General features: G+C 28.7%; 15 protein-coding genes. 5 read left to right on the plus strand and 10 right to left on the minus strand.

Annotated elements, in window-relative coordinates:
* Positions 1-465: 465 nt before the first annotated feature.
* From EUBIFOR_RS07605 to EUBIFOR_RS07620, 4 genes are all read right to left on the minus strand, one after another.
* Complete coding sequence (locus tag EUBIFOR_RS07605; protein ID WP_003865420.1) at positions 466-717, minus strand: winged helix-turn-helix transcriptional regulator; 252 nt, start codon at positions 715-717, stop codon at positions 466-468.
* Between the two features lie 85 nt (positions 718-802).
* Positions 803-1,246, minus strand: coding sequence for an ATP-binding protein (locus tag EUBIFOR_RS07610; RefSeq protein ID WP_208853802.1), 444 nt, complete (start codon positions 1,244-1,246; stop codon positions 803-805).
* A 355-nt stretch (positions 1,247-1,601) separates the two neighbouring features.
* Positions 1,602-2,879 (minus strand): ABC transporter transmembrane domain-containing protein, encoded by a 1,278-nt coding sequence (locus EUBIFOR_RS07615; RefSeq protein ID WP_003865422.1) that lies wholly within the window; start codon positions 2,877-2,879, stop codon positions 1,602-1,604.
* 2 nt (positions 2,880-2,881) lie between these two features.
* Positions 2,882-4,384, minus strand: coding sequence for an ATP-binding cassette domain-containing protein (locus EUBIFOR_RS07620; RefSeq protein ID WP_003865423.1), 1,503 nt, complete (start codon positions 4,382-4,384; stop codon positions 2,882-2,884).
* Positions 4,385-4,589: 205 nt separating this feature from the next.
* Here EUBIFOR_RS07620 and EUBIFOR_RS07625 point away from each other — a divergent pair, with 205 nt between their 5' ends.
* The 3 genes from EUBIFOR_RS07625 to EUBIFOR_RS07630 all read left to right on the plus strand — a co-directional run bounded on the left by EUBIFOR_RS07625 (position 4,590) and on the right by EUBIFOR_RS07630 (position 7,420).
* A complete protein-coding gene (locus EUBIFOR_RS07625) occupies positions 4,590-5,906 on the plus strand; it encodes a helix-turn-helix domain-containing protein (RefSeq protein ID WP_003865424.1) in 1,317 nt (438 codons plus the stop codon).
* A 24-nt stretch (positions 5,907-5,930) separates the two neighbouring features.
* Positions 5,931-6,452 carry an ATP-binding protein gene (locus tag EUBIFOR_RS13555; RefSeq protein WP_374938189.1) on the plus strand — a complete coding sequence of 174 codons (522 nt, stop codon included), beginning with the start codon at positions 5,931-5,933 and terminating at the stop codon, positions 6,450-6,452.
* 137 nt (positions 6,453-6,589) lie between these two features.
* Positions 6,590-7,420, plus strand: a complete 831-nt coding sequence (locus EUBIFOR_RS07630; RefSeq protein ID WP_003865426.1) for an ATP-binding protein — start codon at positions 6,590-6,592, stop codon at positions 7,418-7,420.
* Between the two features lie 179 nt (positions 7,421-7,599).
* Here the strand turns inward: EUBIFOR_RS07630 and EUBIFOR_RS07635 are convergent, their stop codons facing one another.
* The 6 genes from EUBIFOR_RS07635 to EUBIFOR_RS07660 form a co-directional block, all read right to left on the minus strand.
* Positions 7,600-8,943 (minus strand): ABC transporter permease subunit, encoded by a 1,344-nt coding sequence (locus tag EUBIFOR_RS07635; RefSeq protein WP_147587404.1) that lies wholly within the window; start codon positions 8,941-8,943, stop codon positions 7,600-7,602.
* A 23-nt stretch (positions 8,944-8,966) separates the two neighbouring features.
* Complete coding sequence (locus EUBIFOR_RS07640) at positions 8,967-9,977, minus strand: ABC transporter permease (protein WP_040466344.1); 1,011 nt, start codon at positions 9,975-9,977, stop codon at positions 8,967-8,969.
* Between the two features lie 85 nt (positions 9,978-10,062).
* Positions 10,063-10,941 carry an ABC transporter ATP-binding protein gene (locus tag EUBIFOR_RS07645; RefSeq protein WP_003865429.1) on the minus strand — a complete coding sequence of 293 codons (879 nt, stop codon included), beginning with the start codon at positions 10,939-10,941 and terminating at the stop codon, positions 10,063-10,065.
* Positions 10,942-11,066: 125 nt separating this feature from the next.
* Positions 11,067-11,858: an ABC transporter permease gene (locus EUBIFOR_RS07650; RefSeq protein ID WP_003865430.1), complete on the minus strand. Its 792-nt coding sequence runs from the start codon at positions 11,856-11,858 to the stop codon at positions 11,067-11,069.
* 3 nt (positions 11,859-11,861) lie between these two features.
* Positions 11,862-12,647 (minus strand): ABC transporter permease, encoded by a 786-nt coding sequence (locus tag EUBIFOR_RS07655; protein ID WP_003865431.1) that lies wholly within the window; start codon positions 12,645-12,647, stop codon positions 11,862-11,864.
* A 1-nt stretch (position 12,648) separates the two neighbouring features.
* A complete protein-coding gene (locus EUBIFOR_RS07660; protein WP_147587405.1) occupies positions 12,649-13,563 on the minus strand; it encodes an ABC transporter ATP-binding protein in 915 nt (304 codons plus the stop codon).
* A 340-nt stretch (positions 13,564-13,903) separates the two neighbouring features.
* On the opposite strand from EUBIFOR_RS07660, the gene EUBIFOR_RS07665 reads away from it, so the two are divergent.
* Both EUBIFOR_RS07665 and EUBIFOR_RS07670 read left to right on the plus strand, forming a co-directional pair.
* Positions 13,904-15,208, plus strand: coding sequence for a helix-turn-helix domain-containing protein (locus EUBIFOR_RS07665; protein WP_003865433.1), 1,305 nt, complete (start codon positions 13,904-13,906; stop codon positions 15,206-15,208).
* 501 nt (positions 15,209-15,709) lie between these two features.
* Positions 15,710-17,014, plus strand: coding sequence for a helix-turn-helix transcriptional regulator (locus tag EUBIFOR_RS07670; RefSeq protein ID WP_003865435.1), 1,305 nt, complete (start codon positions 15,710-15,712; stop codon positions 17,012-17,014).
* The last annotated feature ends 25 nt before the right edge of the window (positions 17,015-17,039 follow it).

Genomic DNA, 17,039 nt, shown 5'->3' on the forward strand with positions numbered 1-17,039 from the left:
AAAAATAGTTATACTGCGTAACTCTATTATATCATATATTCGCCCAATAAAAAAGTTGAAATCTCCCATAAATACAGGAAATTTCAACTATTCATTTAAAAAATCAATTGTAGTTATACATTTTTTACAAAGTTAAGGATCCAATAATTTATGTACTCATTTTGTACTCGCGGACAAAATTGGCATATAAAAAAGGCCTTATATAAAGAATTTTTGATGTTTATTGAATTATTCGAGCTCGGAAAAGAAAGTTATAACGTAAACATTATTGTTTACTATATATACGCAAATTACACTATTTATATACAATTAACATGTATTATATATCTTAACTATTTTTATTGGTATCATTTTGGTAGCAGCTAGATACCTACAAGCAAATCTAAATATGGTTTAAATTATTTCACATGTATTCTCTTTTAAAAGCCACTATTTAAGTACTCTTCCACATCCATTATTTTGAGATTAATATGTCAAAGTAACTTCCCAATAACCATTTTTCGGCGATCCATGTCGTATAAGAATACCAAGCTCTTTTAATTTCTTAATATTACTTTCTATATTTCGACTGGCAATACCTATTCTATCAGCCAGTTTAATAGCCGATAATTGATTATCTTCCAAAAGCAGTTTAATAATCTTTTTCTGCGTATCGTTAAGTTCTATTTGTTGTTCTATTCCCGATACTTCTCCGATGTTTCTCCGATGCTTCTCCAATGCCTCTGCTTCCTTCCATCATCGGAAATAAATTACGGAATAATTCTACACGAAACATATTATCGAACTCCTGAAATCTAGGTTTCTAAAGTCCATACTCTTCAGCAGCGTTCAGGATTCTTTTTATTCCACTTCCCCATGCCTCAACGAGTCCCATTTGGCTAAATATATTGGCAATGCCTTTATTACGAATTTTCGAATGACCATTCATGACTTCCTCATAAGTCAATCCGTTATATAAGCCTCCCGGAGATGTCACTTCCAACCTGTCATCATAAATTGCAACCTGAATACAAGATTCATCCAACAGATTATGATGGCAATGGGCATTAATGATCATTTCTCTGATTGCTTCCGGTGGTAACTCATATCTCTCTTTTCGCACCAATCCGTCGATTGTTGCTCCGAGTCGAATGTTTCTCAATACAAAATCTACAGCTTCTTCAATTTGTGTATAAATCGATCCTTTAAATGAAAGTGCAAAAAGTATTATTCGTAAGTTGTCAAAAAAACAGCTTATCCATTTCATAGGATCACCTAAAAACGGTAGATACCATATTATCTCTGAAGAGTAATAATTCCAGTAAATGGTCCAGTAAATGGCCCAGTAAATCTTATTATATAATATAAAAGAAATACACATTCAATTTCTCATCAGGAACAAGTTCTCTATATTATTAATATCATTTTAGTAACAAAACAACCTATAAGCATATAAAAGTGCCTTATATAAGGCACTTTTATATGTATAACTCATAAACTTTAGATATTGTTTAACTTAATGACATTGTCTCCTATTTTTATTTACAATTCTATTACACTAAACTCTTTATATTCGTTTCGATACAAATGATCTGTAAAAACAATTGTTTTTCCAGATTTCTTCAGATATTCAAATATTTTTTTCTAAGTTTAGAATCCACACTCATAAAATTATTATCTATTAAGATGATTTTTGCATCGGTTAATAGCGTTCTCATTAATACCATCCTAAATTGTTGACCTCCAGACAAATTATCATTTCCAACATGTTCATTTAAAATGTCTTCTAGAAATAAATTATCATAATCTACAGCTTGATTTAAACAAATATTTTCCTTTTTAGATACATCCATTAAATGATAATTCTCTGGTAACATGACAGAATCCGGCAACTGGGTATTTATATATTCTAAGCTCATACTTTTTCCTGATCCATTTTTCCCAACCAGAACATTGATTGAATTATATTCTATTTTTGACAATATAGGATCATCTATAACAATTCTATTTCTTTTTTTATTTTCAATTTTCTTATAGAAATCTTGAATATATACTTTCGTACTTTGTAATGAAACTATCAATGTACTCATATAAATAGCTAAAGAGGATAAATCAAATGAATAGGTAATGAACAAGACATATGCCCCTGGTGATAATGTTTTGAAATGCATATACCAAAAAATGGTTACTATCAAATTACAATCGGTTACAGCACTTGAAAAGGTAGAAAATAAGCCTTTAAATACAGAAAATTTTAACTCAATACATTTTTGTTGATTTACAATTTCATCCAGACTGTTAGAATAATCATCTTCTTTTCGGCTCACTCGAATCTCTCTGGAATGGTTTAATAAGTTTAACAATTCTTCAGAAAATCTATTACTATATTCTTTTGATTGAATTGAATATTTCTCCACACTTTTTTTTATCAATGAATTTAAACCAATCGCAAGGATTGGAAATAAAGTAACAAATGCAGTTAAACTTATATCAATATGTCCTAAAATAACAATCACAATAATTCCATATATTAAGTTACATGCGGTATCAATCATATATGAAATAGTTCCAACAATTTCGTTCACATCTTCATTCAAAGCATTTATAAATTCACCCTGTTTTGCTTCAATCTCAGATTGTTCTATAGCAGTATAAGCTTTTTTATACATAAAGTTTGCCCATTTATGTTGAGCCGTTATATCCACTTTGGCACCAATCAAAATACAGACTATTTGAATCAACACCAAACCACATACGCAACTAGCGATAAAGATTGTATTATCCCCATCAAAGTATGTTTGAATCAATAATCCAATCAAAATAGGAAGATTATGTGCAACAAACCAAATCACAACATCAAGAAAAAAGTACAGTTTACTCGATTTAATAACATCAATCATATTTACAAATCCTCCATGGATATAGTCGAATCACAAAATTGCATGACTTCTTTTTCATGCGTAACTACAATTATGATCTTTTTCATTTCTTTAAATTTAGAAAATGCATTTTTTATCTTATCCATATCCACATAACTAAAAATTTCATCCAATATAATTACAGATTTACTACTCATTAATGCTTTATATAAGTATAAATACTGCAATTGTCCTTTCGATAATTCATCATTCAATGTATAGCCCAAGTCGTTTTCTATCTTTTCTCGACTATATCTATGATATGGATCCACGATTTCATATGGATTCATATTCTTTTCATTCTGTCCAATATACTCTATTTCCTTTAACGTTTCTTTTTCTTTATATTCATTCAATCCTACGTTGTTTATGTATATCGTTCCTGACTGTGGCTCGTATAAATGTGCAATTAAGTTAATTAATGTTGATTTACCACTACCACTAGGACCAATTAACCCATATATATTTCCATTTTCAAAATGCAGTGAACAATCCTTCAAAACAAGATTCTCATTGTATCCAAAATGAACATGATCCAAATCGATACAGCAAATATTACTATTCAATAATTTTGTTCCAAAATGTAACTTACTCTTAATTTTCAACAATGCGAATACTCTTTCTTGCGCTTTCTTTGCGGATGGAATATTCTCCATTTGCGTACGTAATTCATAAATCGGGTCATCTAATAAATCAATATAATAAACAAACAAATAAATAAAACTTAAATTTATATTTTGTGTACATCCAATCAATAAAACTATAAATTTAATCATACCAAAACTAAAGATCGTAGAAATCCACAATTGATAAGATATAAATCCAGAAATTAAATCTGATTTAAAAGCAAATCGAATGAATGTATTTAACTTCTTTTCCAAATAAGATTCCCTATTAATTTTTTTCAATTCTGTCATCATTAAATAACACATTGAAAACATATCAAATAAATTTTGATAAGCTTGTTTGGTTTGTGCCCACTTAACTTCAGAAACTTTATTAATCCAACGAAAAACAATAAAAAGAAAAATTAACATAACAATAAGCGAAACACCTATTATCCATGACTTTATAAATGCGATACATACCACCCCTAAAAGAAATAAAATATCTTTCAATAAAGTCATTAGAAACACTAAATAAAATTCAATAACTTGAGAACTATCATTTTCTACTGTTTGTGTTAATTCACCAACACTCCTTTTCAAAATATCCTCATAGTCCATATAAATCAGATTATGTATCAATTTCATTCTTAGCCTTTTGAAAAAATTCCAATACATAGATCCACTTAAAATCAAATCACATATATTAACAATCATTTTTCCAACAATCAAACTACATACAATCACAAAAACACTATTCACCGTTGATTGAACTGTCAGTATCTCAGAAACAAAAATTGGGTATATTATTTGAATTAAGGATAATACAACAATCAATAAAAAATGCAGTAATAACTGAAAATAATCTCTCTTCTCTATCATACATACCTCTTTTCAAATTTGAGAATTCATTATAAAACTAAACCAAAACTCTGTAAATGCTCCCATGTTTACTAACTGTAACTTTCTTCAAATTTACTTTTCATTCCTACATATATACGAAAAATACAAAAGCAAAATGTTTTTAAATTCTTGAACCAAATCACATTACATGTGATAATAACCTCCAAAAGGAGGTCTTTTATTTATGCCATTTCAAATAAAGCAAAATACACTCAATCTTTCTGTTCCTATTGAAAGATTAGCAGGTGCATATTATAGGATTCAGCGTACTAAGCAAAATATTTCTCTTTCTTGTTTGGCAAAAGAATTAAGAATGAACAAAGGATTTTTAAGTGATTTAGAAAATGGTAAAAGACATTTTCCCGATGGCCTGTGTAAACAAATAGATTCTATTTTGAACACAAACTTTAATACAAATTATGATTTATATATTCTTTCAAGAAAATATCTATATGAAATATTTGAAAACTTTTTCTTTGAAAGGCAACAATCAATCTTAGATATTTATAAAATAATTCAAGAATCTGAGAATAACATAATAAATTCATATGCTTATTTTACCTTTAAAATCGTTCAATTATTTTACTATTTAAGAATCGAAAAAAATAATAGTAAAATAAAAGAAATTGAAGCTTTATTAAATCAAAATTTAAACTGTTTACAATCTGATGAAATCTCAATTTACTATTCTTTATTAGGAATTTTTTATAAAAGAGATGTGGCCTCCAACCATATAGCACTTGAATATTTTTTAAAATCAAATATGATGTGTAATTCCTCCTCCATCGTTTATTCTATGAATATTTTCCAATTAATCAGTGTTTATGCAGAACTAAACCAGCCAATCCTTGCATATGAAAAATGCATATCCAGTAAAGCGTTACTAAAGCAACACAATAACTATAGTCGAATTATTACCGTTGATATGTTCGAATGTATAACACTTACTAATTTAGGTCTTTACAATGAATCTAAAGAAAAATTATTAAAGATATTATCTTCGGCAAACAACGATTACTTAAGTTACAAAACAGACCAAATTTATCATAATCTAGCTTGGAATGCTTTATTAAGTAAGAATTATGATGAATGTATAAAATACACAAATCTAGCAATTGAAAATAAAGATCCATCTTGTGATTTATGTTATTTCATACCCTATTCATATTACAAACAGAATGAATATCTAAAATGTTTAGATTATATAGAATCTCATTTAGAATATGCAGACGATTTTTACAAGCCTTTTTTGCAAGCTATAAGTACTCGTACTCAAAAACAAAATGTTGATTTTGAAAAAAATATCATTTTGTATTATCAGTCACTCTTGCAGAACAATGTGTACGAAGATATTCCACTTATTCAAAACTTTATTTTGGATTACTATACAGAAACCAACAATAAAGATATGATGATCAAAATCCTTATTGACATCAAATCATTTAACGATAAAGATTTAACATTAAAAAGTTCTACACTCTTTACCACTTCACAAAGTTAAGAAAATCGCACTTATTTATCATTAATTAAAGGAGAAGTAACAGGTTGTATTGGTCCTTATAGCATCCAAAATATTTTAGATGCTGTTTACGATAAAACTAGACCTCCATTATTTGTTGAAGCTGAAGAAATCCCTTATAAAGGTAAACAAGTTATTGCTTTACATGTAGATAATGATGGTTTAATTCATACGACTACTGATGGAAGATGTTTAAAACGCCTTGGAAAGAATAACAGGCCATGGTATCCAGAAGAACTTAGTAATCGTTATTCTACTGAATATAATTCTGATTTTTCTAGTAAAGTAATTACCGAAAGTAGTGATTTAGATATTGATCTGTTGGAGATATATAAACTTAAAGAAAAACTAAGATTAAGAGATAGAACTTCCACATTACCAGACATGGATGATATGGCTTTTTTGAAGGATTTAGGTTTAATCATTTATGAAGAAGGCACTGTTCATTTAACTATCGCTGGATTGTTGTTCGTTGGAAAAAAACTTCTATTAAAAAGTTTTTACCTCAAGCGGAAGTTATTTATTTAAAGTATAAAAATGAGAGTGATATCGAATACAATACGCGCCTTGATTTAAAACAACCGATTATTACTATCTTAGATAGATTAACTGAAAAAATACAAAATGATAATAAAATATTGAATATTCAAATTGGATTATTTCGAATGGAAGTTGCCGATTATTCTGAAAAGGTATTTCAAGAAGCACTTTTAAATGCACTTAGCCATCGTGATTATGAAAGCATGGCTTCTATATATGTAAAACAATATCCAGGTCACATACTAATTGAAAATCCAGGAGGGTTTCTAGATGGTATAACTGAAAATAATATAATTACGCATGCTTCTTCACCTAGAAATAAACTAATTGCAGAAACACTTCAAAGATTAAAATATGTTCAACGAACAGGACAAGGTGTCGATATTATTTATAAAGAGACAGTTTCAATGGGAAAACCTTACCCTATATATAGGCATTATAATGATTCTGTGCAATTGACTATTTACAGTTCAACAGAAGATATTGATTTTGTAAAATTTATTATTAAAGAACAAGAATCAAAACAAATTGCTTTTTCCTTAGCAGAATTAATGATATTGCGTTTTGTAAAAGATAATAGGAGTATTATTTTTAGAAAAGCGGTTGAATTAACTCAGGTTACAGAGGATGAAGCACGAAATGCTTTGAATCGTCTACAACATTTTTCCTTATTAGAAACTGTAGGAAATCAATATATGTTAACGGCACGTGTTTACGATTCGTTGAAATCCGGAATTGAGTATACACAAGATCATACAATTCAATATTTGAAGGCTAAACGTTTGATTATTGAGTATTTAGAAAAAGAGGAAAATATTACTCGTGCAAATATTCAGGAACTTTGTGGCTATAATGATAATCAAGCACGAAGAACAATTGAAAAATTAAAAAAAGAGAATATTATTCAAAACGATAGAACCGGTAGATATGCTAATTATAAATTAGTAAAAAAATAGTGAATGATTTAACTCGGCATGCCGAGTTAAATGCCGAGTTAAAATTTATATAATATTTCTAAAAGCTTAGATTTTATGATCATACACCGGTTGACCGCTACAGATACACTGATGGTGCGCTACACGCGCACCATTTTTCCGTCATATGCAGAATGGGTAATAATTCATTTTGTTATCATCTATTTTACATCACTTTTATTAAATATCACCAAGGTTGCACAATACATTAGAATAGACCATACTACTAACATTAATATTGCATTTAGTGATGTCTGTGTTCCATTTCCTACTATTACAGTTAGACTGGCAAGAATGCTAAATGGATTTAACATAGGAAAGAATTCGATTGAATATGTTATTTGTTGAGAATATATGTGAATAAGCACAACGAACAATCCTAATGCATAACTGATCCATGATTTTCTGACAGAAATTGAACACAACAATCCTAAAGTTACTGTAAATATTATTTTCATCATTCCTAACCCCAAAGATAGAATTAAAGGAATAAAAATATATGTATTCTCCATATTAATAGGCATATAATTATCCATCGAAATAAGGTGCTCATAAAACATAGAATATGCATATCCATAATTGTAAGAAGTCAGATTTGTTTTAAAGCCAACAAAATTATTCCAGTCAATCAACATATATGAGTTTAGCCCATCAAATCCATGTCGAAATCCTAGAATCAGCGCAGGAACAAATAAAGAGATAAATATTATCAGGGTATAACTGATTCCTATTTCTATAATTCTTGATAGTAAAAATCTGTTTGAGCTTTTTGAATTCAAATAATATAACTCAAAACTTTTACTTTGCTTTTGCTGCCAAATAACAATTAATGTATAAAAAACACCAATTGGAATAGCCATTAATGAAAATAGACTCCCTAGACGTAATTGGCGGCACAAATACGCCCATGGACCTTGCGCAATATTCAATATATTTTTATTGTTTGCCGTTGCTATTTCATGAAATGCATTCTGAAGATTCATATAGGTATGATGATATGCATCTTCATAATCTCGGTTAAAGAACTTTTGCATATCATTTAATAATGATGCATCAAAAGATATATCAGGATATCCTATTTTAGCAAGTTCATCTTTAAACACCACTTGACTTAACTGCTTATCCGTTTTTGCGAAACAATCCATTTCAAACATTTGATTCCACAAGTCATACTTCTTTATATCCGGATAATTTTCAAATCCTTTAACGCCCTCTTTTTTTAGACAATCAATTGCTTCATTCGCATTTTTACTCTTCCAATTTAAATATTCTTTATAATTATTTAACACTTCAACCTGTTCAGGTTTTATTTTTTCACCCAATTGTTTTTTTATAATATCGATTTGAGAAATTGAGTTTTGACTCTCTACAATCAATTGCTCATTATAAATGATATTCCTTTCTACATCATTCTCCAGGTTTAAAAAGTTCATTGAAAACATATTTACTATCAAAAAGATCAATAAGCACACTAAGCTAGCTTTGCTCCTTAAAATACTTTTCATCTCATATTCCATATCTTTTTCTCCTAATTTGCCCCATTTAGATCGATTCTTTCTAAATATTTAACCATACAAAAATGAATGATTACGATTAATAAAATAATAATCCAAAGAATCAAAGAATTTATTGAGAAGATAGAACTAAATAAATTAATGTCTGTTAATAAAACGAGCAGACATAGACAAGGAACTAATAGACTTATACCACTGTTTTTTGTAAAAAGTGAAAGCACTTGAATCATAGTTGATAGAAAAGCTAGTAATACGATTGTTATCATTAAATTATTCATGCACCACATGCTAATAGGCACGAATGTGTTTTTAACTATAACAAACACTTCGTCTCCTAAGCCATAAGTGAAATATCCTAATACAAATAAAATACTGATCATCATCAAACTCATAATCATTGTAGTTATTGATGTTACAATTGTTCTTGATAAATAAATCTTCGCTCTTGAACCCGTCATTGTGAACAGTAACTTATAAGTATTTGATTCAAAATCTTTAGACCAGCAGTCAAAATTAGATAATATTACACATGCAAGTATTACAATAATTGGGATCCCACCAAAAACAAAAAAATTAGATAACATATAATATGCTGTTGGCATTTTTTCGTATACAAAATCGTAGAATCGATTTTTCATGTACATATCTTGAAGTTTGATTCGATTTTTTAGATCTCTTTCATCATTACGCAGCATGATTGAATATGATGAAAGATCTCCACCTTCATCAATCACTTTTTGAAGGAGCTTATCTCTTTTTATCATTGTTTCAGCAATACAATGTGCGTCTTCATGTTCAAGATTATAAGACACCAATCTGCAATTTTCTAAATCTGCCTGCCAAAAATCTCTGGATTTTTCTAGTTTTTCTGTGTCTTCACCAATTTCTTTCATCCTATTGATCTGCTCTGTTATTATTTTAGATCTGGTTGCATCTGAAGTCACCATTTGCTCGTAATAATGAACTTGACTCGAAATAAAATTATTGTGCTTTGGCACAAAGTAAAAACAAAAAATCACAATCATAGAAAGACATCCTATGATAAAAATGCCTATATTTCTTTTTGAAAAGAAAATACGGATTTCATTATAAATCAACGTTTTCATATGCTTATCCTTGGTACAAGTTTTGATAATATTTCTCTAGACCTTCTCCTTTGTCTTCAATTGAATAAATAGAAATATTATTTTTAACCAATAAGTTGATTACGTTAGAAAAATCATTATCTGAACCACATTCTAATCTTATATATTCATTATCATTCGTTACAATATAGTCTTTTAAAATCTTTTGTGCACATTGATTATCTGAAGTTTTGATACACGAAATATGTTTTTGATGAAGCTCGTCTATTGTCTTATGTGCAATAAGCTGACCATCTTTTATAAAAATAATTCGATCTACTAACTTATCTACTTCACTTAATTGATGACTCGATAAAAGAATACTTGTACCATCATTACGTATATCCAGAAGTTTCTTTCTTAAATCAATAATAGCCTGTGGATCCAATCCATTTGTCGGCTCATCCAATATAAGCAGTTTGGGCTTGGTCATCATTGCCAACGATAAAATCAAGCGTTGTTTCATACCCATGGAATAATGCCTAACTTCTTTTTTCAATCCACTATTTAGGCCACTAAAATCTTCCATTTCTTTAATTCTGCTTTTATCCAGTTTTTTCCATTTTGCGACCATTTTAAAATGATCCTTACCTGTAAGATTGGGATAAAAAGCTGGATATTCTATACTAACACCCATGTTAGATAAAGCATTTACCCGGTCTTTATCTATGTCATATCCATTAATTGTTATTTCACCTGAAGTTGGGTGATATAAACCAGCAATACACTTCATTATGGTAGATTTACCGGAACCGTTTGGCCCAATCAATCCTAATATTTCATTTTCATTAATACTGAAAGAGATATCTTTTAAAATATTTACTTTGTTTATTGATTTACACAACCCATTTACCATTAAAATCATGACGCACCTCCTTTGTGTATATTATTCAAATACTTTCCACAATTTTTTTGGTAAATTCCCAATTTGTTTTTGAAAACATTTTTTGTTCATGATTTAGTCTATCATCCATATTCATCACCTACTTTCTAAGAACCTGAACCATTATATCTTTTCAGTCCTCTTCGCCATAAAAAGGCTCCTATCACGCCATAAATCATGTCGACTAAAGCAATCATAATGACATACACCCAATGCACATTCACTTTATTTAACAGAATTAAAGATGGATAATAATTTACCAAACCATACGGTAATAGTACCGTAACAATAAACTTAAATGCTTTATTAAATATACTTATTGGATAATGTTGTACACTTTCCTGTATTTCATTTGTACTATATAAAATAGATTTTGATTTCATGGTCCAAAAAGATATACAACTTACTGAAAAAAGAATTGCGGTAAATACATACACTCCATTTATAATTGAGACTATAAATCCAAACATAAAACCAACTGTAATTTGGATATGTAACATTTTTGCCGCAAATAAAGCTCCAATCATTCCCGTTGTGAAATCACATAAATCTGTAATACTAATTTTTTCAGATGCTAATTGTAAAAGAGGACTCACTGGTCTTAATAGGAACCGATCAAATGTTCCATTCACAATATGATTCTCTAAATCACTAATATGTCTAAAAAAAGTATTATGAAATCCTAAACAAGATAAGAATAAACAATAATTAAAAACTATCTGCCAAAAAGTCCATTCATTTAGTGTATGAAAGTTTTTCAACATGACCCAGATCAAGAGAATAGAAGACCCGTTGATCATGATAAGTCCGAAGAATCCTGCAATAAAACTTGAACGATATTCAGCAAATCGTTTTAAGCCCGCTTTTATTAGATCAAAATATAGTTGAACACTTTCCATACCCTAACCTCCTTGTACAATGATTTTCTTCGATACACATTTCCACATAAAGCGTCCAATCAAAGATAATATAAAAATCCAAATCACTTGAAAACAAACGGTTTGAAAAAGATTGCCATTTCGAATAAAAAGAAGCAATGGCTCGTAAAATACATATTTAAAAGGTAACCAGTTTATTATTCTTAAAAGAAAATCCGGATAAAACCATAAAGGAACCACTTGTCCTGAACAAAATGCAATCAGGGCATGAAAAATATAGAGATATCCTTCTAGATCAAGACTTAAAAAACAAATTAAAGATAAAATATAATTCATTGAAAACAACAATAAAAAGCCAAGCACGAAAGTGATTATAGCTCCAATGATATTCACATTTAGCTCTAGTTTAAAAAACCAAGTTGATATTAAAAAAGAAGGAATTGTGAAAATGCAAAGATTAACCACCGTTGAAGAAAGAGTTCTCAAAAACAATTGTGTTTGTAATTCCATTGGCTTGAGTAAATCACATATAATTCTTCCATTTTTTATATTTTCTTCCACATAAATATGTGGACCATCCCACCAAGTAAATGCCTGTGATAAAGATATTGAAAATATACTATAAAGCAGCATTTGATTTAGATCAATATTTCCAAACAAAGAAGCATTCTGCTTATATAATGTCATCCATAACATTGCATAGGCATAGATTCGTATAAACACATTGACTAATGTCATGCAAAAAGCAGATTTATAAGCTGTTAAAGATGAATATTGTTGTTTTAAATAAGCCCATAAAACACGATACATATTAACATACCTCTTTAATTACATCTTCTATTTCTAGGTCCTTGATTGAAAAGTCTGCAACCTCTGTATTTTTTAATAAGCAACTCACAATATCTGTAACCGAATAAAGTTTGTAATTGTATTGAATCAGCATAGTTTTATCATCTAAATTTTGTATACGGAAATCTTGAAAATCTTTTAAAAACTTTAATTCATCAATAGAATACGTCTTATTAAATACAACTTTTAAATTTCGATACCGTATATATTTTTCCTTTACACTTTCTAAATCCCCATCATATAACATTCGCCCATGATTAATTAAAATTACTCGATTACATAATTTTTCCACATCCTGCATATCATGTGTTGTCAAAAATACAGTTACCTTCTTTGTTCTATTTAACTCCAAAATAAATGCTCTTAGTCTATCCTTTGTTGCCACATCCAAACCAATAGTTGGTTCATCTAAAAACAATATGGATGGATCATGTATCAATGCCGCAATTAAATCACACTTCATTCTTTGCCCCAAACTCATCTGCCTTACTGGCAAATTCAAAAATTCTTTTACCTGCAGCATATCAGCATATTTTTCTACTCTATCTTTAAAATCACAATCTGGAACTTTATAAATCTCTTTTAACAGTTCTAAACTTTCTATAGCAGGAATATCCCACCAAAGCTGACTCTTCTGACCAAAAACAACCCCAATATGTTTAGAGTTTTCCTTTCTGTACTTTAAAGGATCTTTTCCAAACACTTTAATCATTCCACTATTTGGCATCAAGATTCCTGTTAACATTTTTATTGTGGTACTTTTTCCGGCACCATTTGGTCCAATATAGCCAACAATATCACCTTTACGTATACAAAAACTCATATCATCCACAGCTATAAAATCTTTAAAGTCAGGATAAATAATATTTTTAATCATATTTTTTAACCCACTCTTTTTCTGGTATGTGCGGTATATTTTCCGTACATTCGTAATTTCTATAATGTTTTCCATCAATCATCACCTTTCCATATTATATAAACAACTAATCTAAATTCAACTTTCGTATGTTTACTAACTATATGATTGCTACACTTTATATGCGTATCAATACCTATTATAAATGTGTGCTGGTCCAATCGATAGGTATATAAATGGTTTTAAAATACTAAAATTATAATATGAAGAATAATGTTAAAAAATTACGTTTGGAAAATAGAATAAAACAAGAAATACATATCACTTTATGTTACTATTAATCCACTGAGGTGATGCTTTTATGCCATATAAACATAAAATTCCAATCTATACAGAAAATTTAAATTTGACAGGTGCATATTTTAGACATCAAAGAATTATTGATGGGCTTTCACTAACATACGTCGCAGATTCAATTCGGATGAACAAAGGTTTCTTAAGCGATCTAGAAAATGGGAAGAGAAATTTTCCTGATGGAACCATTAATCAATTAAATGATTTTTATAACTTAAAATTCGATGATTCTCTTAAATTTTACATAGAATTAGAAAATAATATTGATGAAATATTTCACGCTCTATGTAATTCCAATACTTTTAAAGAGAAACAATTACTGGAATTAATTTTAAGTAAACGAGACATATATGAAAATAGCAGTGGATTTTTTTTATTTAATCTTTTAAATCTTTTTTATCTAATACGATTTAATTGTAATGAAACCTTTATTAATGATGCAAAAAAATTAATCGAGTCTAATTTAGATGCCATTAATTCCAAAGATTTATCAATCTTTTATTGTATTTTAGGTATTTATTATAAAAGAAATCCATCTACAAATTTTGTGGCTGAAAAGTACTTTAAAAAATGTTTGTCTTTATCTTCAAATATTCCTGACATCGCTGCACTTTGCACATTTGAACTAATTAGTATATATGCTGAAACAAACAGATCTGCGTTAGCATATACATATTGCGAAAAATCCAGAAGCATTTTCAATCGATTACAAAACTATACAACAATGTTTTTTATTGATTTTTTTCAATGTAATTGTTTAACAAACTTAGGACTCTATGAAAACTCAATTCAAAAGCTAACTGAATTGCTAAACAATATTGACCAATCTAGTAATAAATATATTTCAACCATTTATCATAGTTTAGCTTGGTGCTATTTATTAAACTGTCAATATAGTGAATGTATAAAATACACAAATCTAGCAATTGAAAACAAAGATCCATCTTGTGCTTTATGTTATTTCATACCCTATTCATATTACAAACAGAATGAGTATCTAAAATGTTTAGATTATATAGAATCTCATTTAGAATATGCAGACAATTTTTACAAGCCTTTTTTGCAAGCTATAAGTGCTCGTATTCAAAAACAAAATGTTGATTTTGAAAAAAATATCATTTTGTATTATCAGTCACTCTTGCAGAACAATGTATACGAAGATATTCCACTTATTCAAAACTTTATTTTGGATTACTATACAGAAACCAACAATAAAGATATGATGATCAAAATCCTTATTGACATCAAATCATTTAACGATAAAGATTTAACATTAAAAAGCTCTACACTCTTTACCACTTCACAAAGTTAAGAAAATCGCACTTATTTATCATTAATTAAAGCTTGGGTAAATCCTTATTTACTCAAGCTCTTTGTTTATCTAAATTCCTTTTCTGTTCTAACTGTTTATTATACTCTCTATACTTTGATGAACGTTTTCTTATATAGTCTAGACTCTTGATCTGACTTCTTAATACTTTAATATCCGGCGTAGTGCTTTTGCTTCTTTGGATAGTAAGGAAAATTGAAATATATGAATTATGCACATTAGCAGACTATTTTAATGTATCTACTGATTATATACTTGGTAGAACTGAAAACAAGGCTACACCAGATACTACAAGTGCTTTTGAATCACTGCTAGTAGAGAACTATAGTTCTTTAAAAGAATTACGAAATTTAAATTTAGACGAAAAAGCAATTGTCACAAGCATAATCGCTAACTGTGTAAACTTAATTAATCTTAAAAACAAATAACTAACATTACTGCCATGTATTTGTGATATTATTATTGCAATGAGGTGATAATCTTATGCCATTTGTCAAGCAAATTCCAAAGTCACAACATAAAATAAATAATATTGGTGGATTTTTTCGAAACCACAGAATAAATGACGGTCTATCTTTAGCATATGTTGCAGATTCAATTCGGATGAACAAAGGTTTCTTAAGCGATCTAGAAAATGGGAAGAGAAATTTTCCAAATGGAACTATACAACAATTAAGTAATTTCTATGATATTTCATTCGATGAAAATCAACAACTGTATGATGAAGCATGTGATATTCTTAACGAAGCCTTTAAAGCTTTATTTTTTGCTAACCAGACAAAAGAATCCGATATTTTAAAAAAAGCAGTGGAAAATACTAATATCTATGAAAATTCTAGTGCTTATTTTGTTTTTAAAATCATAGAATTACACTATCATATGCGTATTAGCAATAATAATACACAAATAGAATATATTAGAGAATTAGTCGAATCAAATTTAGACGCATTATCACTAGCTAACATATCCATCTTTTACTGTTTGCTAGGCATATACTACAAGCGAAAAAGTGTTTCCATTTTCATTGCTGAAAATTACTTAAACAAATCTTTAGAACTATCTTCAAGTAATTCTAAAGTATATGCATATTCTCTTTTTCAACTAATCAGTTTATGCGCTCGTACTAATCGTGTAGCTTTAGCTTATTCATATTGTGAAAAAGCTAGAAATATCTTTAATCGACTAAATAACTATACTACTCTGTTCTACATTGATTTTTCACAATGTAATTGCTTAATTAGTATGGGATTATATGATTTTGCAACAGCTAAATTAAAGGAATTATTAAGTGATATCAATCAAACAAACAAAGAACATGTTCCAAAAATACACCACAGTCTAGCTTGGTGCTATCTATTAAACTGTCAATACAGTGAATGTATAAAATACACAAACTTGGCAATCGAAAACAAAGATCCATCTTGTGATTTATGTTATTTCATACCCTATTCATATTACAAACAGAATGAGTATCTAAAATGTTTAGATTATATAGAATCTCATTTAGAATATGCAGACGATTTTTACAAGCCTTTTTTGCAAGCTATAAGTGCTCGTATTCAAAAACAAAATGTTGATTTTGAAAAAAATATCATTTTGTATTATCAGTCACTCTTGCAGAACAATGTATACGAAGATATTCCACTTATTCAAAACTTTATTTTGGATTACTATACAGAAACCAACAATAAAGATATGATGATTAAAATCCTTATTGACATCAAATCATTTAACGATAAAGATTTAACATTAAAAAACTCTACACTCTTTACCACTTCACAAAGTTAAGAAAACAGCACTTATTTATCATTAA

Origin of the sequence: Holdemanella biformis DSM 3989, assembly GCF_000156655.1 — a bacterium.
Lineage (GTDB): Bacteria > Bacillota_I > Bacilli_A > Erysipelotrichales > Erysipelotrichaceae > Holdemanella > Holdemanella biformis.